General features: G+C 61.5%; 20 protein-coding genes and 2 pseudogenes. 13 read left to right on the forward strand and 9 right to left on the reverse strand.

Translation table 11 applies throughout. The annotated features are described in order from the left end of the window. Window positions 1-142 precede the first annotated feature (142 nt). Genes M2397_RS27430 through M2397_RS27445 form a run of 4 tightly spaced genes read left to right on the forward strand, consistent with a single transcriptional unit; the run spans window position 143 to window position 2740 of the window. Window positions 143-445 (forward strand): PepSY domain-containing protein, encoded by a 303-nt coding sequence (locus M2397_RS27430; protein WP_131700018.1) that lies wholly within the window; start codon window positions 143-145, stop codon window positions 443-445. Continuing rightward, on the forward strand, window positions 445-756 hold the full coding sequence (locus M2397_RS27435; protein WP_131700017.1) for a PepSY domain-containing protein: 312 nt from the start codon (window positions 445-447) through the stop codon (window positions 754-756). Before M2397_RS27430 ends, M2397_RS27435 begins: the two co-directional genes overlap by 1 nt. Beyond that, the gene (locus tag M2397_RS27440; protein WP_027603141.1) at window positions 756-1424 is read left to right on the forward strand and encodes a response regulator transcription factor; all 669 of its coding nucleotides are present in this window, start codon (window positions 756-758) and stop codon (window positions 1422-1424) included. The genes M2397_RS27435 and M2397_RS27440 overlap by 1 nt, the downstream gene beginning before the upstream one ends. After that, window positions 1421-2740: a sensor histidine kinase gene (locus tag M2397_RS27445; RefSeq protein ID WP_131700016.1), complete on the forward strand. Its 1320-nt coding sequence runs from the start codon at window positions 1421-1423 to the stop codon at window positions 2738-2740. The genes M2397_RS27440 and M2397_RS27445 overlap by 4 nt, the downstream gene beginning before the upstream one ends. Before the next feature lie 77 nt (window positions 2741-2817). On the opposite strand, the gene M2397_RS30610 is transcribed toward M2397_RS27445, so the two are convergent. Both M2397_RS30610 and M2397_RS30615 read right to left on the reverse strand, forming a co-directional pair. Then, window positions 2818-3573: a methyl-accepting chemotaxis protein gene (locus M2397_RS30610; RefSeq protein ID WP_371920978.1), complete on the reverse strand. Its 756-nt coding sequence runs from the start codon at window positions 3571-3573 to the stop codon at window positions 2818-2820. Between the two features lie 102 nt (window positions 3574-3675). Continuing rightward, window positions 3676-4965 (reverse strand): annotated as a pseudogene (locus M2397_RS30615) (HAMP domain-containing protein); the annotation flags it as partial. Between the two features lie 239 nt (window positions 4966-5204). Here M2397_RS30615 and M2397_RS27455 point away from each other — a divergent pair. From M2397_RS27455 to M2397_RS30625, 3 genes and pseudogenes are all read left to right on the forward strand, one after another. Beyond that, on the forward strand, window positions 5205-6524 hold the full coding sequence (locus M2397_RS27455; protein WP_259244824.1) for a Na+/H+ antiporter family protein: 1320 nt from the start codon (window positions 5205-5207) through the stop codon (window positions 6522-6524). 61 nt (window positions 6525-6585) lie between these two features. Continuing rightward, window positions 6586-7407, forward strand: a pseudogene (locus tag M2397_RS30620) (cache domain-containing protein); the annotation flags it as partial. Between the two features lie 102 nt (window positions 7408-7509). Then, on the forward strand, window positions 7510-8265 hold the full coding sequence (locus tag M2397_RS30625) for a methyl-accepting chemotaxis protein (RefSeq protein WP_405046501.1): 756 nt from the start codon (window positions 7510-7512) through the stop codon (window positions 8263-8265). Window positions 8266-8269: 4 nt separating this feature from the next. Here M2397_RS30625 and yegQ read toward each other — a convergent pair whose 3' ends face one another. Beyond that, window positions 8270-9592 (reverse strand): tRNA 5-hydroxyuridine modification protein YegQ, encoded by a 1323-nt coding sequence (yegQ, locus tag M2397_RS27465; RefSeq protein ID WP_131700012.1) that lies wholly within the window; start codon window positions 9590-9592, stop codon window positions 8270-8272. A gap of 161 nt (window positions 9593-9753) precedes the next feature. Here yegQ and M2397_RS27470 point away from each other — a divergent pair, with 161 nt between their 5' ends. After that, entirely contained in the window at window positions 9754-10821 is a 1068-nt protein-coding gene (locus M2397_RS27470; protein ID WP_259244817.1) for an AI-2E family transporter, read from the forward strand. A gap of 3 nt (window positions 10822-10824) precedes the next feature. Here the strand turns inward: M2397_RS27470 and M2397_RS27475 are convergent, their stop codons facing one another. The 3 genes from M2397_RS27475 to M2397_RS27485 form a co-directional block, all read right to left on the reverse strand. Beyond that, a complete protein-coding gene (locus M2397_RS27475) occupies window positions 10825-11007 on the reverse strand; it encodes a hypothetical protein (RefSeq protein WP_053132189.1) in 183 nt (60 codons plus the stop codon). Window positions 11008-11098: 91 nt separating this feature from the next. Beyond that, window positions 11099-11293 carry a hypothetical protein gene (locus M2397_RS27480; protein WP_003173044.1) on the reverse strand — a complete coding sequence of 65 codons (195 nt, stop codon included), beginning with the start codon at window positions 11291-11293 and terminating at the stop codon, window positions 11099-11101. 233 nt (window positions 11294-11526) lie between these two features. Further along, complete coding sequence (locus tag M2397_RS27485; protein WP_027603153.1) at window positions 11527-11880, reverse strand: hypothetical protein; 354 nt, start codon at window positions 11878-11880, stop codon at window positions 11527-11529. A 156-nt stretch (window positions 11881-12036) separates the two neighbouring features. Here M2397_RS27485 and M2397_RS27490 point away from each other — a divergent pair, with 156 nt between their 5' ends. After that, window positions 12037-12855, forward strand: a complete 819-nt coding sequence (locus tag M2397_RS27490; protein ID WP_259244818.1) for a shikimate 5-dehydrogenase — start codon at window positions 12037-12039, stop codon at window positions 12853-12855. Window positions 12856-12976: 121 nt separating this feature from the next. On the opposite strand, the gene M2397_RS27495 is transcribed toward M2397_RS27490, so the two are convergent. Then, window positions 12977-13627, reverse strand: coding sequence for a YceH family protein (locus M2397_RS27495; protein ID WP_065926946.1), 651 nt, complete (start codon window positions 13625-13627; stop codon window positions 12977-12979). Window positions 13628-13743: 116 nt separating this feature from the next. Between M2397_RS27495 and M2397_RS27500 the strand changes: the two genes are divergently transcribed. Beyond that, complete coding sequence (locus M2397_RS27500; RefSeq protein ID WP_071483466.1) at window positions 13744-14253, forward strand: DUF1993 family protein; 510 nt, start codon at window positions 13744-13746, stop codon at window positions 14251-14253. Window positions 14254-14317: 64 nt separating this feature from the next. Here M2397_RS27500 and sstT read toward each other — a convergent pair whose 3' ends face one another. After that, entirely contained in the window at window positions 14318-15538 is a 1221-nt protein-coding gene (gene sstT, locus M2397_RS27505) for a serine/threonine transporter SstT (protein WP_259244819.1), read from the reverse strand. Window positions 15539-15771: 233 nt separating this feature from the next. Here sstT and M2397_RS27510 point away from each other — a divergent pair, with 233 nt between their 5' ends. Then, window positions 15772-16929, forward strand: a complete 1158-nt coding sequence (locus M2397_RS27510) for an MFS transporter (RefSeq protein ID WP_259244820.1) — start codon at window positions 15772-15774, stop codon at window positions 16927-16929. Between the two features lie 4 nt (window positions 16930-16933). Here M2397_RS27510 and nhaR read toward each other — a convergent pair whose 3' ends face one another. Continuing rightward, window positions 16934-17836, reverse strand: a complete 903-nt coding sequence (nhaR, locus tag M2397_RS27515; RefSeq protein ID WP_131700007.1) for a transcriptional activator NhaR — start codon at window positions 17834-17836, stop codon at window positions 16934-16936. Window positions 17837-17970: 134 nt separating this feature from the next. Here nhaR and M2397_RS27520 point away from each other — a divergent pair, with 134 nt between their 5' ends. Together M2397_RS27520 and M2397_RS27525 are read left to right on the forward strand one after the other, a co-directional pair. Further along, window positions 17971-18222, forward strand: coding sequence for a hypothetical protein (locus M2397_RS27520; protein WP_131700006.1), 252 nt, complete (start codon window positions 17971-17973; stop codon window positions 18220-18222). A 28-nt stretch (window positions 18223-18250) separates the two neighbouring features. After that, window positions 18251-19000: a TerC family protein gene (locus M2397_RS27525; RefSeq protein WP_065926954.1), complete on the forward strand. Its 750-nt coding sequence runs from the start codon at window positions 18251-18253 to the stop codon at window positions 18998-19000. Window positions 19001-19069: the final 69 nt, after the last annotated feature.

The following is a 19069-nucleotide window of genomic DNA, read 5'->3' on the forward strand; positions in this document are numbered from 1 at the left end:
TAACGATACCGCGTGAATCCTGAATAAACATCGTAGCCCGTCGCGCCTGCTGGAAATTGCCATGGTGGCAATTCAGTTTCAGTTAAGTTGCAGCAGCTACCGTGGCCGGTGTAGGAAAAACATCGTGTAACGGAGACTCATCATGAAACGCCTCACTGCTCTGGTCGCCGCCGCTATCATCGCCTCCACGGCGACTCAGGCCGGAGCCGTGTACCCCGACAAACCACTGACCGTGCCTGCCACTGTTACAATTGTCGCGTTCGACCAGCTCGAAGCCACAGCCCAGGCCTTGCATCCCGGCTCAACGCTGCTGGACACCGACCTGGACGAGGCTTACGGCAAGTATGTCTATGAAGTCGAACTGCAAGATGCCGACGGCATTGAATGGGAGGTCGAATTGGACGCGCTCACCGGGCAGGTTCTCAAGAATCATCAGGATACGTAATGAAGGTAAATTTACGCGCTGGCAGTCGAATGGCGTTGGTGCTGGTGGTGTTCTGCTCAGGCTTGCAGGCCCGCGACCTCAACCAGGATGAAGCCTTGGCGCTGCGCCAACAGGGAGTGATCCTGCCTCTGGAGCAGTTGTTGCAGCAGGCCATGGCGCGGTATCCCGGCTCGCGCTTGCTGGAAGCCGAGCTTGAGAAGAAGCACGGCCAATATGCCTACGAAGTGGAACTGGTGACCACCGACGGCGTGGTTCGAGAGATCAAACTCGACGCCACCAACGGTGTACTGATCAAAGACGAGGAAGACTGATGCGCCTGCTCCTGGTGGAAGACAACGTACCCCTGGCCGATGAACTGCTGGCCGGCCTGCAGCGCCAGGGTTATGCCGTCGACTGGCTGGCCGACGGCCGCGACGCCGCGTACCAGGGCCGCAGCGAACCCTACGACCTGATCATCCTCGACCTCGGCCTGCCCGGTTTGCCCGGCCTTGAGGTGTTGGCGCAATGGCGCGCCGCCGCGCTGGCCACCCCGGTGCTGATCCTCACCGCCCGCGATTCCTGGGCCGAGCGCATCGAAGGGCTCAAGGCCGGTGCCGACGATTACCTGAGCAAACCTTTTCACCCCGAAGAGCTGCACCTGCGCATCCAGGCGCTGTTGCGCCGCTCCCACGGGCAGGCCAACCAACCCACCTTGCAAGCTGCTGGCCTGCACCTGGACGAAGGGCGCCAATGCGTACTGCGCGACGGCGACGAGATCCAATTGACCGCCGCCGAATTCCGCCTGTTGCGCTACTTCATGTTGCACCCTGAACAAATTCTCTCGAAAAGTCATTTGGCCGAGCACCTGTACGACGGCGAGACCGAGCGCGACTCCAACGTGCTGGAAGTGCACGTCAACCACCTGCGTCGCAAGCTCGGCCGCAGCGTGATCGAAACCCGGCGCGGCCAGGGCTACCGGTTTGGCGCCAGCCCTGCATGAAGTCGATTCAGCGCCGCCTGAGCCTGGGCCTGATCAGCGTGATGGTGATCGTCGGCGTGGTGTTGGCGCAAACCAGCCTGTGGTTGTTCGAGGCCGGTTTGCAGCGCTACCTGGAAGCCGGGCTGCGCAACGATGCCGAGAACCTGCTGGTCGCCCTGGTACGCGGGCCCAACGGTGTACAGCTGGATGAACAGCGCCTGTCGCCGGCCTACCAGCGGCCGTTTTCCGGGCATTATTTCCGTATCGATTTTGCCGACACTCACTGGCGTTCCCGTTCGCTGTGGGACCAGGAATTACCCCGACTGCCGGAGGCCGGGCTCAAGGGCAACCTGCAACTGGGGCCGGAAGGCCAGCAATTGCTGGTGCTGCGTTCGGACTACAAGCGCTTTGGCCAATCGATTTCCATCAGCGTGGCGCAGGACTACACCCCTGTGCGGGAAAGCTTTCGCCTGATGCGTCGGATTGGCCTGGTGCTGGGGCTGGCGGCACTGCTGCTGGTGTTGTTTTTGCAGCGAGTCACCGTACGTCGCGCCTTGCGCCCGCTGGAAACCGCGCGCAATCAGATCGCCCAGTTGCAACAGGGCCAGCGCTCGCAACTCGACACCCAGGTGCCGCTGGAACTGGAACCACTGGTCGCCCAGATCAACCACCTGCTGGCCCACACCGAAGACAGCCTCAAGCGCTCGCGCAACGCCCTCGGCAACCTTGGGCATGCGCTGAAAACCCCGCTTGCGGTGCTGTTGAGCGCTGCGTCGAGCGAGGCGCTCAAGGATCACCCCGAACTGAGCAAACTGTTGCGCGAGCAATTGGAGCAGGTGCAACAACGCCTCAACCGTGAACTCAATCGCGCGCGGCTGGCCGGCGAAACCCTGCCGGGTGCCTTGTTCGACTGTGAAAAAGAACTGCCCGGCCTGCTCGCCACCTTGAACATGATCCATGGCGAACACCTGGACCTCAGCTACCACGTCGCGTCGGGCCTGCAATTACCCTGGGACCGCGAGGATTTGCTGGAGCTGCTCGGCAACCTGTTGGACAACGCCTGCAAATGGGCGGATGCCGAGGTGCGCTTAAGCATCAGCGAGACGCCGCACAGTTATCTGCTGGCGGTGGAAGATGACGGCCCCGGCATTCCCGAGGCCCAACGGGACCAGGTCTTCAGTCGGGGCGCACGCCTGGACGAACAGATCGACGGCCATGGCCTGGGGCTGGGGATCGTGCGGGACATTGCCGAGGTGTGGGGCGGGGTGTTGCAGTTGCAGGAGAGCGAGCTGGGCGGTTTGAAGGCATTGATCGAATTACCCAAACGCCATGGCTGACACACCGTAGATCAAAATGTGGGAGGGGGTTCGCCACAGAGGTAGTGGGCCCCCCCACATTGGACTGCCTTCGACCCTCAGACGCGGAACTGGTCCATTAACCCCTGCTGCTGATTCGCCAGGCTGTTCAACGCCTGGCTCACCCGCGCCGACTCATTGGCCTGTTCCGACAGCGATTCGGTCACATCGCGAATGGTCGCCACATTGTGGTTGATCTCTTCGGCCACCGCGCTTTGCTCTTCGGCGGCGCTGGCGATTTGCAGGTTCATGTCGCTGATCACCGTGACCGCATCGCCGATCTGGCGCAGGGCGGTGACGGCCTCGCCGACCTGTTCGACACTGCCCTGGGCCTGGCGGTAGCTGTTGCCCATGGAACCCACGACCTCTTCGGTGCCGCTCTGCAATTGCTCGATCACCAGGCGGGTTTCCTCCACCGACTCCTGAGTACGCCGTGCCAGGTTGCGTACCTCGTCGGCGACCACGGCAAACCCACGGCCGGCCTCACCGGCGCGGGCGGCTTCGATCGCCGCGTTGAGCGCCAGCAGGTTGGTTTGCTCGGCGATGCCGCGAATCACTTCCAGCACTGAACCGATCTTCTCGCTGTTGGCGGCCAGGCCTTCGACCTGGGCCATGGCGGTGCTCATGTCCGCCGCCAACTCGCCGATGTTGCTGGTGGTGCGGTCGATCACCGTCAGGCCGTCGCGGGTGGCCTGGTCGGCATCACGCGCGGCCTGGGCTGCCTGGGCGGCGCTGCGGGCCACGTCCTGGGCGGTGGCGCTCATTTCGTGGGAGGCGGTGGCCACCTGGTCGACCTGGCGGTACTGCTGCTCCATGCCGGCGCTGGTTTGCGTGGCAATCGCGGCGGACTGGTCGGCGGTGCCCCGGGCGTCCTGTACTGAGCGTTTTACTTCGGCAATGATCGGTTGCAGCTTGTCGAGGAAACGGTTGAACCAGCCTGCGAGTTGGCCCAGTTCGTCCTGTTTGTCGTAGGCCAGGCGGCGGGTCAGGTCGCCTTCGCCGCTGGCGATGTCTTCAAGCATATGGGCCACGCCGAGGATCGGTCGGGTCACGCTGCGGGCCATCAGCCATACCAGGATCAGGCCGATCACTGCGGCCAGCAGGCCCAAACTCAACTCCAGCAGGGTGCCGCGCGTATTATCGGCGTCCATCTGGGTCTTGAGTGCTTCAGCCGGCCCGACCAGGACTTTTTCCGGCACATCCAGCAACACGCCCCATGGCTTGCCGTCTGGAATCGGCGCGAACGGCGCCAGCACCTTGAGCTGATGGTCGGTGCGCAGGCTGCGGATTTGTGTCCCGCTGGCCAATGCGCTGATCAATTGCGCGCCGCTTTGCGTATCGACCTGGTCCAGGCGTTTGCTCAACTGGCTGGCGTCCGCGCTATAGCCGGCGAGCAAACCGGTTGGGCTGAGGATGCTGACCTGGGTCTGGCCGTCATACAGCTTGTGGCTGGCCTGCTGGCTCACGGCCTGCAGGCTGTTGAGGTTGATGTCCACCGACAGCGAGGCGATCACCTTGCCATTGACCGTCAACGGAAACACGATGCTGGTCATCAGCACGTTTTGCCCGTCGATCACATAAAAGTACGGCTCGATCACGCACGGTTTGAGCGTGCTGCGCGGGCAGGTGAACCAGGCGTTGGCCGGTTCACCGCTGGGGCCGATGCTGGTGTCGGACATGTCGCTTTCCGGCAGTGCCATCGAGGTCAACTTGCCTGGTGTCGGCTGCGACCAGTACAGGGCGAAGCGGCCCTTGTCATTACTGCCCAGCTCCGCCTGGCCAGCGAACAACTCATCCTTGCCATCCAGCGCATTGGCTTCGAAGACCAGGGACAGGCCCAGCAGTTCCGGGTTGGCCTGCAGCGCGGCCTTGACCTGGCGGGTCAGGTCTTCGCGGGTGTCGAAGGCGTCGAGGAAGCGTTTTTCCGCTTGCTCGCGCAGGAACAGGACCTGGCGGGAAAACCCATGCCCGTATTGATAGGCGTCCATGAACTGCCGGCGGATGCCCAGTGCCTGCACCTCACCTTGGGCCTCGATGCGTGCCTGGGCCGCTTCATTGAGCATCTGCATGCTGGAGGCTTTGACCTGCTCGGAACTCTGCGCCATGCGGTACAACGACAAACCCACCAGCAGGGTCACGATCCCCAGCAGGCACAGGCCGGCGAGCAGGGTGATTTTCCATTGAATGGAGAGCTGTCTGAGGGCCATCGGTACATCCTTACCTGAAAAACATATAGAGCACGGTTATCGGCCGATCTGGGATTTTCTTTATTCAAACGATCAATTTAAACCTCAAAACGGCGCCGTTTTTTGACATGGCGCCCCGCCTGCTGCAAAGTGCGCGCCCTCTAATAAGACCTCCTTCAAGCCTGCACGCTGGCTGCCACCCGATGGTCGCCTGGGCGCGGGCATGCCTGTTTTTTATGTTTCTGCTTGAGGTAACCATGATTAACGCAGTCATCGCCGCGGTCGGCACCATGCTGGTGCTCAGCCTGTCCCGCGTGCATGTGGTCATCGCCATTATCGTCGGCGCCCTGGTGGGCGGCCTGACCGGTGGCCTGGGTATCGAAGCCACCCTCAAGGCCTTCAATGGTGGCTTGGGGGGTGGTGCGACTGTGGCCTTGTCCTACGCCTTGCTTGGCGCTTTCGCCGTGGCGATTGCCAAGTCCGGCCTGGCCCACGCCCTGGCGGACAAGGCCTTGCTGCTGGTCGACCGTCAGGAGGCCACGGGCGGCAACCACGTCAAATGGCTGCTGATCGGCTTGTTGTGGGTGGTCGCGATCGCGTCGCAGAACATCCTGCCGATCCATATCGCTTTTATCCCGTTGCTGGTGCCGCCCCTGCTGTATGTGCTGACCAAGTTGCAGTTGGACCGGCGTTTGATCGCCTGCGTGATGACCTTTGGCTTGATCACGCCGTACATGTTCCTGCCGGTGGGCTTCGGCAATATCTTCCTCAACCAGATTCTGCTGGCCAACGTGGCCAAGAGCGGCGTGGACATTAGCCAGGTCAACGTCACGCACGCCATGGGCCTACCGGCGCTGGGCATGGTGGTCGGGCTGCTGGTGGCGGTGTTTATCAGCTACCGCAAGAAGCGTGTGTATGACCTGGAGAACATCGAGCGGGTCGAGCAAGTGGCGGTGCAGTACAACCCGCTGACCCTGCTGGTGGCCGGCCTGGCGATTGCCTCGGCGTTCATCATCCAGTTGTGGCTGGACTCGATGATCATCGGTGCCCTGGCCGGGTTCCTGATTTTCTCGGTCTCGGGCATCGTGCGCTGGCGCGACACCGACGACCTGTTTACCGAAGGCATGAAGATGATGGCGATGATCGGCTTCATCATGATCGCCTCGTCAGGCTTTGCCGAAGTGCTCAAGGCTACCGGCGACGTGCGCTCGCTGGTGGAGGCCTCGGCGGCGTTCATCGGCCATAGCCGTGGTGTGGGGGCGTTGTTGATGTTGCTGGTGGGGCTGCTGGTGACCATGGGCATCGGCTCGTCGTTTTCCACGGTGCCGATCCTGGCGGCGATTTTCGTGCCGTTGTGTGTGCAACTGGGCTTCAGCCCGCTGGCCATCGTGTGCATCGTCGGCACCGCCGGGGCGCTGGGTGATGCCGGCTCGCCCGCCTCGGACTCCACCCTCGGCCCGACCTCCGGCCTGAATATCGACGGCCAGCATCACCATATCTGGGACACCGTGGTGCCAACATTCCTGCACTACAACATCCCATTGCTGGCGTTTGGCTGGTTGGCGGCGATGACACTCTGATCTACAGATTCACCGGCGCTGGCCGATAACCTCTCAAGTCGCTTAATAAGAGAGAAAAGCCATGCGTCTGAGTCTGAAGGCCAAAGTCCTGTCCCTCGCCGTTGTACCGGTGTTGCTGTTCGCCGTGGTCATCAGCCTGACCACCGTGTGGATCCTCCAGGGGCAAGCGCGCAACGAGGTGGATGAAACCCGCCAGCGCCTGCTCAACAACGCCAAGGCCACCCTGCAAAGTTATGTGGAAGTGGCCATGACCACCATCAAGCCGCTCTACGACGCGGCCGCGCCCGGGGATACGGCGGCGCGGGCGGAGGTGGTCAAGCTGCTGTCCAACACCAGCTACGGCAAGGACGGTTACTTCTTCGGCTACGACTCCGAGACCATCCGTCTGTTCAAGGGCAACAGCCCCGACGGCGTGGGCAAGAGCTTCAAGGACAACCGTGACCCCAACGGTGTCTACGTCAACCGCGACCTGGTCAAGGTCGGCAAGGACGGTAGCCACTACCTGCAATACAGTTCGACCCAGCCCGGCCAGACCGAGTTGGTGCCCAAGATGGGCTACACCGAATACCTGCCCAAGTGGGACATGGTTATCGGTACATCGGTGAACCTGGATGGCATCGAGGCCCAGGTAGCGGTGGTCGAGGCCAAGGTGGAAAAACGCATGGAAGGCGTGCTGCTGAGCATCCTCGGCGTGGCCGTGGTGGTATTGCTGGTGATCGCCGCTGCCGGCATGCTGCTGGCCAACACTATCCTGCGCCCGCTGCATCTGATGAAAGCCAACCTCGACGACATTGCTGCCGGCGAAGGCGATTTGACTCGCCGCCTGGCCATCACCAGCCAGGATGAACTCGGCGACCTGGCTGGCGCATTCAACCGTTTTGTCGACAAGATCCATGGCCTGGTGCGCCAGATCACCGAAATGACCACCCAACTCACCGGCCTGGTGAGCCAGGTGTCCGACCAGGCCCAGCGCTCGGAGCAGGCCATGGAACGCCAGCGTCACGAGACCGACCAAGTGGCCACCGCCATCAACCAGATGTCCTCCGCAGCGCAAGAAGTGGCGCGCAGTGCCCAAGGCGCCTCGGTGGCCGCGCAACAGACCGACGCAGAAGGCCAGGCTGCCAAGCGCGTGGTGGACGGCAGCATTGCGCAGATCCATGCGCTGGTGAATGACATCCGCAGCAGCGGTGTCTCCCTCGACAGCCTGAAGCAGGACGTGTCGTCGATTGTCAGCGTGCTCGGCGTGATCCGCTCGATTGCCGAACAAACCAACCTGCTGGCGCTTAACGCGGCGATCGAAGCCGCGCGGGCAGGGGAGGCCGGGCGTGGTTTTGCCGTGGTCGCCGACGAGGTGCGCGCCCTGGCCAGCCGCACGCAAACCAGCACCCAGGAAATCCAGGGCATGATCGACCGCCTGCAAAAAGGCACCGAGGCTGCCGTGGATGCCATGCGCCGCTCCAGCGATGCCGGCGATGGCACCTCGGCCAAGGCCAACGAAGCCGGGGCGTCCCTGGACACCATGGCCCAGTTGATCGGCACCATCAACTCGATGAACGCGCAGATTGCCAGCGCCGCCGAAGAACAGACTGCCGTGGCCGAAGAGATCAACCGCAGCGTGCATCAGATTGCCGTGGCGGTGGACAGCGTGGCCGATGAAACCCAGTTGGGCGCCCAGACCTCGCGCAGTTTGGCGGACCTGGGCCAACGGTTGGGGCAATTGGTCGGTCAGTTCAGGATCTGAACCGCTACACGATGTCGCGCATCAACAGGCCAAAGCGCAGGTCCATCTCGGCCGGCAGGGGCACATACACCGTGTGCCCATCCCCCGGCGCCACGTCAATGGCTTCGCCCTTGGTGTTGTGCAGGCTGGCCAGGTCAAAGTGAAAGTTGCCGGCGGGGGTCATCAGTTCCAGGTGATTACCCACGGCAAAGCGGTTCTTCACCTTGACCTCGGCCAGCTCGCCGCGGCGCTCGCCGGTCAACTCGCCGACAAACTGCTGGCGCTCGGACACTGAGCTGCCGTTCTGGTAGTTCTGGTATTCGTCGTGCACATGGCGGCGCAGGAAACCTTCGGTGTAGCCGCGTTGGGCCAGGGATTCCAGGTTGGTCATCAAGTTGCGGTCAAACGCACGGCCGGCCACGGCATCATCGATTGCCTGGCGATACACCTGGGTCGTGCGCGCGCAGTAGAAATGCGATTTGGTGCGGCCTTCGATCTTCAGCGAATGCACGCCCATGTGGGTCAGGCGCTCCACATGCTGCACGGCACGCAGGTCCTTGGCATTCATGATGTAGGTGCCGTGCTCGTCCTCGAAGGCAGGCATGTGCTCATCGGGGCGATTGGCTTCCTGTAGCAGGAACACCTGGTCGGTGGGCGCGCCGATCCCCAGTGTGGGTTCCGGTTGATACACCTGGACTATATCGCCCGTGGCGTTTTCCACCGCCGGGGTGGCCTGGTATTTCCAGCGACACGCATTGGTACAGGTGCCCTGGTTGGCGTCACGCTTGTTCATGTAGCCCGAGAGCAGGCAGCGCCCGGAATAGGCCATGCACAAGGCACCGTGCACAAACACTTCCAGCTCCATGGCCGGCACCTGCTGGCGAATCTCGCCGATTTCTTCCAGGGACAGTTCCCGCGACAGGATCACCCGGCAAATCCCTTGCTGCTGCCAGAACTCCACGCTGGCCCAGTTCACCGTATTGGCCTGCACTGAGAGATGAATCGGCATCATCGGGAAGTGCCGGCGCACCAGCATGATCAGCCCCGGGTCGGACATGATCAGCGCATCCGGGCCCATGGCGATCACCGGGGCGAGGTCCTTGAGGAACGTCTTGAGCTTGGCATTGTGTGGCGCGATGTTCACCACCACGTAGAACCGCTTGCCCAACGCGTGGGCTTCCTGGATGCCGAGCGCCAGGTTGGCGTGGTCGAACTCGTTGTTGCGCACCCGCAGGCTGTAGCGCGGCTGGCCGGCGTAGACCGCGTCGGCGCCGTAGGCGAAGGCGTAGCGCATGTTTTTCAAGGTGCCGGCGGGGGCGAGCAGTTCGGGGGCAAGGACGAGAGGCATGGGGATCGGGTCGCAAAAGGCCGCGAGCGTAGCCCAACGTGTGCCGGGCTTTATTGATCTGGGTCTACGCTTACCGCAACAAAGATGGCACTCCCGGGATTTGTGGTGGACTAAGCAGCTGGACGCAAACGCGCGGCCTGCTTTTTTGACATGGATCGGACATGAATCAAACCAACCTGCAATTCAAGACCCTGCTGTTACTGCTGGCCCTGGTGACCGTCGCCTTTATCTGGATATTGCTGCCGTTCTACGGTGCGGTGTTCTGGGCGGTGATCCTCGGCATCATCTTTGCGCCGATGCAGCGCCGCCTGCAGCAGCGCTTCGGCTGGAACCGCAACCTGACGTCCCTGACCACCTTGATGGTGTGCCTGGTGATCGCGATTCTGCCGGTGATCATTACCAGCGCGTTGCTGGTGCAAGAGGGCGCCACGCTCTACAAAAACGTCGAGAGCGGCAAGCTGGATGTGGCCGGCTATATCGAGCAGTTCAAGAACTTCCTGCCGCCCTATTTCCAGCACCTGCTGGACCGTTTCGGCATGGGCAACCTGGAAGGGCTGCGCGAGAAGATCGTCAAGAGCGCGATGCAGGGCAGTCAGTTCTTTGCGACCCAGGCGTTCAGCTTCGGCCAGGGTACGTTTGATTTCCTGGTGAGTTTTTTCATCATGTTGTACCTGCTGTTCTTCCTGCTGCGCGACGGCCCGGAACTGGTGCGCAAGGTACGCACGGCGGTGCCGTTGGCCGAACCGCAGAAGCGCCGGTTGCAGCTCAAGTTCAATCGGGTAGTACGCGCGACGGTCAAGGGCAACGTGCTGGTGGCCGTGACCCAGGGGGCGTTGGGTGGTTTGATTTTCTGGTTCCTGGACATTCCCAGCGCGTTGCTCTGGGCGGTGTTGATGGCGTTTCTGTCACTGCTGCCGGCCGTGGGAGCGGGCGTTGTGTGGGGGCCGGTGGCCGCCTACTTCCTGTTGAGCGGTTCGATCTGGCAGGGCGTGGTGTTGGCCCTGTTCGGCGTGTTTGTGATCGGCCTGGTGGACAACGTGCTGCGCCCGATCCTGGTGGGCAAGGACACCAAGATGCCCGACTACCTGATCCTGATCTCGACCCTGGGCGGCCTGTCGGTATTCGGCCTCAACGGGTTTGTGATCGGGCCGCTGGTGGCGGCGTTGTTCATGTCCAGTTGGGCGCTGTTTGTCGAAAGCAAGCCGCGGGTCAAGCTGCCGTTGCCTTGAGTCTCAGGCGTGCAGCCTGAAATTCGAGGCCTGTTGCAGTTGTTTTTCGGCGGCGGACAACGACGTGAGCGGGCCGCTGATGGCTTCGCCGTCGCGTACCAGGTACCAGCAGGCGAGCAGGCCCAGCTCCCGAAGCGGGGCGGGGACGGCGCTGCCAATGACGGACATGATTTGAACAGTGGGCATAAGAACCTCCAATCGCTATGGAGGTCACCTTACGGGGCGCTGGCGTTCAGGAAAAATCATCTGGCTCGATAGTCGACATTAACAAAAGGCGTCAGTCGACCACTTGATCGAGCATGCTCACCACTTCCTGCTCATTAAGCAGGCCTTTGCGCACCAGGTTTTCCGCCAGCAGCGCGAGGAACTTGGCGCTGCGGTGGCCTTCCAGGTGCTTGAGCTCCGTGAGGGCGCTGTAGACCTTGCTGGACGTACAGAGGCCGGCGGTGCGATGCGGGTTTTGTGTGGGCATGGTCAGTCGTCCTTGTTGTTATTGAGTGGACAGGATTGATAGTGGGAGTGTGTCGTGACACAAACATGACAGCGTGAGCCTGTTTCGGGCAAGTAGACTTTCGACCTTAATAGTGTGGGATTGCAGCCTGGTCATTGTCCTCAGAGCGACCTTGGCAGGATAAATCCGGACGTTACCCACAAAAAAAGGCCCCGCGAGTGGGCGAGGCCTGTTTCATGTGTGACGGTTGAGACTTACCAGCCGCGGCGGTAGTAACCGTGGGGAGGGCCATAGTAGCCGCGCGGTGGGCCGTAATAGACCGGCGCCGGGCGGTAATAAACCTCCTGTTGCACGTACACCGGTGGCGGTGGTGCGTAGTAGACCGGCGGCGGCGCGGCATACACCGGCTGCGGTTGCACGTAGACCGGCTGCTGCACATAGACCTCACGGGGTTGGCTGGCAACCACGGAGCCCACTACGGCGGCGCCGACCAGGGCACCCAAGACGGCTGGGCCACCCCATCCACCACCATGGGCGGAGGCTTGGCCTGCCATAGCGAGTGCACCTACCAGCAAGGCGATCTTGGGGATTGTACGAATCATGGTCATTCCTCGGTTAGCCCCTGCGCTTGTGGTCTGCAATCAATAGACTCAAGTAATGTCGCGGGGATACTTTTAAGACAACGTATTTCTGAAAAACAGCACGGCCGCAAGGTAAAGGTTGTGTAAGGTCTGTACCGATTTGCTTACTCAAAGGAGTTATCCATGCAGATGCACCCCAATAAGGACACCCAACTGTGCATGTCACTGTCGGCGCGTCCCGGGAATTTTGGCCTGCGTTTTCATAACCATCTGTACGAACAGTTAGGGCTGAACTTCTACTATAAAGCCTTCAGCAGCCAGGATTTACCCGGCGCGATAGGTGGTATCCGCGCATTGGGCGTGCGTGGTTGCGGGGTGTCCATGCCCTTCAAGGAGGCTGCCATTGCCTTAGTGGACGAACTCGACGATTCAGTTCAAGCCATCGACTCCCTGAACACCATCGTGAACACTGACGGGCACCTCAAGGCTTATAACACCGACTATATCGCCGTCGAACAATTGCTCAAGAAACACGTCGTGCCGAAGGATTCGACCTTCGTCCTGCGTGGCAGCGGCGGCATGGCCAAGGCCGTGGCCAGCGCCTTGCGCGACGGTGGTTATGGAAATGGCGTGATCGTGGCGCGCAACGAACTGGCCGGCCGGGCGTTGGCGCAGAATCTTGGGTACGCATGGCAGGCGGAACTGGGCGATTTGCGTCCGCAGATGCTGATCAACGTGACGCCCATCGGCATGACCGGCGGGGCCGAGGCGGATGCCCTGGCGTTTGAGGCGGATGCCGTGGATGCAGCGGACACTGTCTTCGATGTGGTAGCGATCCCCGCCGAAACGCCATTGATCGTGCGCGGTCGGGCCAAAGGTAAGCGGGTGATCACCGGGCTGGAGGTGATTGCGATCCAGGCGTTGGAGCAATTTGTGCTTTATACCGGCGTGCGGCCTACGGATGAACAGTTCCAGAAGGCAGTAGCCTTCGCCCGCAACTGAAGGCCACTGCAGCTCTAAATGTGGGAGGGGGCTTGCTCCCGATAGCGGTGTATCAGGCAATGAAAGTGTTGACTGGCCCAGCGCTATCGGGAGCAAGCCCCCTCCCACATGTTTGACCGTGTCAGGCCTGTTCCAGCTGCGCCAATCGTTCTTCCAGAGCTGCAATTCGCGCTTCAAGCTCTTCGATACGATCCAGCGAGACTGCGCCGGCAGAGCGTTCCACCGGGCTTCCCCGCGCGGCGATAATCACCTCGATGTCCGCCGGATCGCCCAGCGCATGGGTATAGCGATCTTCCCGCTGCCCCGCCTGGCGCGGCACCAGCAGCGCCAGCCCGCGGGCAATCAGGCGCTCCAACTGGTGCACCACCTGTTCGGCATCTTCGAAGTCATGCATGCGCCCGCTGCGGGTCAGCAGCTCGTTGACCGTCTGTGGCCCACGCAAGAACAGCAGCCCGGTCAGGATCACCTGGGCCGGCACCAGTTCCAGTGCCTTGTCCACGCGATGCTCCCAGCGGTCGGCGCGGCTGCCCATTACCAGGCGCGTGAAGCCTTGGCCTTCCAGTGCACGCAGACTCTGGCCAACCTGGCCCTGGCTCAGGTTCATCACCGGTTCACGGCTGGTCTTCTGGTTGCAGGCCAGCACCAGGGCGTTGAGGGTCAGGGGGTAGGTTTCCGGGTTGGTCGCCTGTTTTTCGATCAGGCAACCCAGGACGCGAATTTCCGTGCTGTTCAGGCGCGGCTCAGGGGTGTCGGTGTCGTGCTCGGCGGTCATCGCGCTTTCCCTATGCTGTGAACGCACTAGCGTAAGCCGGAAAAAATAAAAGACAAGCGCCTGGCGTGTCTATAATCGCCGCTGGTTCCAACCCTGCCATTACCCATGAGACTGCCATGACTATTTCCCTGTACGCCGCCTCCATCCCCGTCTTCAAGCAAATGCTCACCGCCCTGAGCGATGTGCTGAACAAAGCCGAAGCCCACGCCACCGCCAAAAACATCGAACCCAACGCCTTGCTGCAAGCGCGGCTGTTCCCGGACATGTTCCAACTGGTGCGCCAGGTGCAGATCGCCGTCGACTTCGCCAAGGGCGTTTCCGCACGCCTGGCTGAGATCGAAGTACCGAAATACGAAGATACCGAAGTCACCTTCGCCGACCTGCAAGCGCTGATCGCCAAGGTGCTGGCGTTTGTCGACACCATCAAGCCCGAGCAAGTCGACGGCAAGGAAGGCATCGAGATCATCACCCGCCCAGGCACGCCGAAAGAGAAGCGCTTCAGCGGCCAGTCCTACCTGCTGACCTACGGCCTGCCGCAGTTCTTCTTCCACGTCACCACCGCGTACGCCTTGCTGCGTCACAACGGCGTGGAAGTGGGCAAGCGTGACTACATGGGCGCTTTCTAAGCAGCCAAAAAAAGCCCGGGGTGGTTCAGGAATGAACCGCCCCGGGCTTTTTTACGCCTGGCGTTTAAGCCGTCTGTTCTTCCTTGCCCAGGCACGCGGCCGCCGTAAATAGCACATCGGTGGACGAATTGAGCGCGGTTTCCGCCGAATCCTGCAGCACGCCGATGATGAAGCCTACGGCCACCACCTGCATGGCGATCTCGCTGGGAATGCCGAACAGGCTGCACGCCAGCGGAATCAGCAGCAGTGAGCCGCCGGCCACACCCGACGCGCCACAGGCGCAGATGGCCGCGACCACGCTGAGCAGCACGGCGGTTGGCAGGTCCACGGCAATGCCGAGGGTGTGCACGGCCGCCAGGGTCAACACGGTGATGGTGATCGCGGCACCGGCCATATTGATCGTGGCCCCCAGCGGAATCGACACCGAGTAGGTGTCTTCATGCAGGCCCAGGCGTTTGCTCAAGGCCAGGTTCACCGGGATATTCGCCGCCGAACTGCGGGTGAAAAACGCGGTGATGCCGCTTTCGCGCAGGCACATCAACACCAGCGGGTAGGGGTTGCGACGCAGTTTCCAGAACACGATGGCCGGGTTGACCACCAGTGCTACGAACAGCATGCAGCCGATCAGCACCACCAGCAGGTGGGCGTAGCCGAGCAGGGCGCCGAAGCCCGAGGTGGCGAGTGTCGAAGCCACCAGGCCGAAGATACCCAGCGGGGCGAAGCGGATCACCACACGCACGATCAGGGTTACACCGTTGGACAGGTCGTCGAGCACCGCGCGGGTGGTTGCTCCGGCATGACGTATGGCAATGCCCATGCCGATGGCCCAGGCCAGGATGCCGATGAAGTTGGCGTTCATCAGCGCGCTGACGGGGTTGTCCACCACGCTCAACAGCAGGCTTTGCAAGACCTCGCCGATGCCGCCGGGGGCGCTCACGGTGGCGTCATGGGAGGCGAGCACCAGCGATGAGGGAAACCACATGCTGGCAATCACCGCCACCACGGCGGCGGCAAAAGTGCCCAGCAGGTACAGGAACAGAATCGGCTTGATATGGGTTTCCTGGCCGTGTTTATGGTTGGCGATCGACGCCATCACCAGCACAAATACCAGGATCGGCGCCACGGCCTTGAGCGCGGTAACAAATACCTTGCCGATAAACCCGGAGGCCTTGGCCGCCTCGGGCAATAGCAGGGCCAGCAGGATGCCGGCGATCAAGCCGATGACGATTTGCGTGACCAGGCTGAGGCGGGCCAGGCGTTGTAAAAGAGAAGGGGCAGCAGTCATATGAAGGTTGTCTCTAGTTTTTTTAAAGGGCGCAGCAATGCAGGCGGAAAGGGCTGTAGGAAGCAGGTCGCCAAGTCTAGCATGCTGCTGGACCTGTCCCGGCCGCTGCGGCATTGGGTCGCCGGGGCTTCGCAAAAGCCGGACATACTCTGTTAAGATTGGTATCTCTCACCTTTCCTTTCTGTCAGCGGGCCCTTCGGGCTGCCGTTGATGTCGTCGTTTCTGGAGTTTTCATGCTGTTTCCCATCCTGCTGCTGTCGGCCGCCGGCTTTACCGTGCTGACCACAGAGTTCGTTATCGTCGGCCTGTTGCCTTCCATTGCCCGGGACCTCAACGTCAGCGTGTCCCAGGCTGGCCTGCTGGTCACCTTGTTCGCGTTTACCGTCGCGGCCTTTGGCCCGTTTCTGACCGCGTACTGCGCCCGTTTCCCACGCAAGCGTCTGTTTATCAGCATCCTGATCCTGTTCGGCGTGGCCAATACCGTGGCCGCATTGGCGCCGAACATTTGGGTGATGGCGTTGGCGCGCTTGATCCCGGCCCTGGGCCTGCCGGTGTTCTGGGCCCTGGCCAGTGAAACGGCGGTGGATATCGTCGGCCCCGAATACGCCGGGCGCGCCATCGAGAAGATCGGCTTCGGCATCGTCTGCGCCACGGTGTTCGGGATTCCGGTGGGAACGCTGATTTCCGATATGTCCGGCTGGCGCTCCGCGTTTGCCATCCTCGCAGTGGTCGCGTTGGCCAAGGCCTTGCTGCTGTTTATCTACTTGCCCGTGACCCAGCCGAAGAACGATCAGGTGTCGTTGCGCTCGCAGTTCAAGATCCTGCGCAACCCGCTGATGCAGGGCCATATCCTGCTGTCGATCCTGGTGTTCAGCGGCATGTTTACGGCTTATACCTACCTGGCGGACATCCTTGAGCGCTTGGCCGGTTTCGACGGCACGCTGGTGGGTTGGTGCCTGATGGGCTTCGGCGCGGTCGGGCTGATCGGCAACTCCCTGGGCGGGCGTGCGGTGGACCGTCACCCGCTGATCGCTTCCATGGTGTTCTGCGGTTTCATGATCGCCGGCATGGTCGCGCTGGTGCCGGCGATTCACTCCACGGTCGGCCTGGCGGCGGCGATGGCGGTGTGGGGCGTGACCCAGGCGGCGCTGTTCCTGGTCAGCCATGTACGGCTGATGAAGGCCGCACCCCATGCGCCGGCATTCGCGGCGTCGTTGAATATCGCCGGGGCCAACCTGGGGATCGGCCTGGGGGCGATGGTCGGCGGTCATGTGATCGACACACTCGGCCTGGGCAGCCTGGGTTTTGCCGCTTCCGGGTTTATCCTGGTGTCGATCCTGCTGGCGCTGTGGCTGATGACCGCCAGGCAAGCGGTCGCGTCCAACGCCTGAACGCTCAGGGCAGGGCGGTAAACAACTCTCGCCGTGCACCTTCGGTAATTGCCACGATGCCGGGGTGCTTGACCTTGCGCTCCACCGAGATCGCGTAGAACGACTCGGTGACGGCATCGGTCTGGCCAATCAACGCCACGCCGTACTGGCGCACCACCTCATCGGCGATCACGCTGGGCGCGATGAAGATCCCGCTGCCGGATTGGCCGAAGGCCTGCATCAAGGCGCTGTCATCGAACTCGCCGATGATCCTGGGCTGGATCTGCTGCTCGGCAAACCAACGCTGCAGGCGGCTGCGCACCACGGTTTCCGCGCCGGGGATCAACAAGGGCGCGCCGTGCAGGCACTTTGGGAAATCTCCGGCGTACCTGTCAGCCAATGCCTGGGTGGCGAAAAAACTGATGCCACATTCCCCCAGTTTCTGGCTGTAGCCCTTGATATCCAGGTGCGAGGGCATGGGGCTGTCGGAGATCACCAGGTCCAGGCGCTGGATCGCGAGGTCGGCCAATAAACGCTCCAATTTGTCTTCACGACAGGTAATGCGCAGGGGCTCGCTCAGTTCCATGGTTGGCGCGATCAGCCGGTACACGATGGACTTGGGCACCACATCCGCCACTCCGACCCGAAACAGGATCTGTTGCTCATTGGGCTGCGCGCGCAGCATCGCCTCCAGTTCATTGCCGGTCTGGAACATCTGTTCGGCATAGGGCAGGGCCTGGCGCCCGGCTTCGGTGAGTTCAAGCTGGCGGCCTACCCTTTGAAACAGCGCAATCCCGTAGGTTTGCTCCAGCAGGCTGATCTGCCCGCTGATGGTCTGGGGCGTGAGGTTCAGTTGCTCGCAGGCGCGCACGATGCTGCCGGTCTTGGCCACTACCCAGAAGTAATGCAACTGTCGGTAATTGAGCATGATGATCGTCACTTCGTAAAAGCCGAAGTATACGCGAGGAAAATACGAATTTTCCTGAACTGTTCGCCTGCATAGAATGCCTCGCTATCGCGGGGCCACTATTTGGACCCAATGGTTCTAATGAGGAAGACATCATGAAACTCAGTTCCCTGGGCGCGGCATCGTTACTTGCGCTTTCATTGGTGATGATCAGTGGTTGCGATCAGGTCGAAAAAAGCGCGCAACAAGTCATGGGCAAGGCCACCGAGTCGGCCAAGCAAGCCATCGATGACACCCAGAAAGCTGCCGAGCAGGCATTGAGCGAAGCGACAAACGGCCTGATCAATCCACAAAAAAAGGATGATCAGGAACAAAACGAGTCTGAATCGAACACCAAAGAAACCTAATCTCCCCGCACAACGTCAGGACTGACCTATGGATTACCTTTTACAACTGGCCGCCAGCCCCACCGCCTGGATCGCCCTGGCCACCTTGATCGTGATGGAAATCGTGCTGGGCATCGATAACCTGATCTTTATCTCGATCCTCACCAACAAATTGCCCGAGAAGCATCGGGCCAAGGCACGACGCATCGGTATCAGCATGGCGTTGGTGTTGCGCCTGGGCCTGTTGAGTACCATTGCGTTTATCGTGCAATTGACTACGCCGGTGTTCGAAGTGCTCGGCCAGGCGTTCTCGTGGAAGGACATGATCCTGATCGCCGGTGGCCTGTTCCTGGTCTGGAAGGCCACCACCGAGATCCATCACAGCATGGACCCGGAGCCTGAAGAGAAGACCAGCACCGGCAATGTCGTGGCCATTGGCTTTGCTGCGGCCATCGGGCAGATCCTGTTGCTTGACCTGGTGTTCTCCATCGACAGCATTATTACCGCCGTGGGCATGACCGAGCACTTGCCGATCATGATCATCGCCGTGGTGACCTCGGTGATCGTGATGCTGGTGGCGGCCGAGCCGTTGGCCAAGTTCATCAACGACAACCCGACCGTGGTGATGCTGGCCCTGGGCTTCCTGATCATGATCGGCATGACGCTGATCGCCGAAGGTTTCGGTGCCCATGTGCCTAAAGGCTACGTGTACGCGGCCATGGCGTTCTCGGCGGCCATCGAGTGCCTGAACATCGCTCGGCGCAACCGTCACAAGCGTCTGCTCGCTGCCCGGCAGTAACGCTGCAACCCAAAAGGCCGGCTGTGCTCACAAGAGCCCAGCCGGCCTTTTGCTGTCTGTTAGAATCCG

The sequence above is a fragment of the Pseudomonas sp. BIGb0381 genome, from assembly GCF_024809815.1.
In the GTDB taxonomy this organism is placed as follows: Bacteria; Pseudomonadota; Gammaproteobacteria; order Pseudomonadales; family Pseudomonadaceae; genus Aquipseudomonas.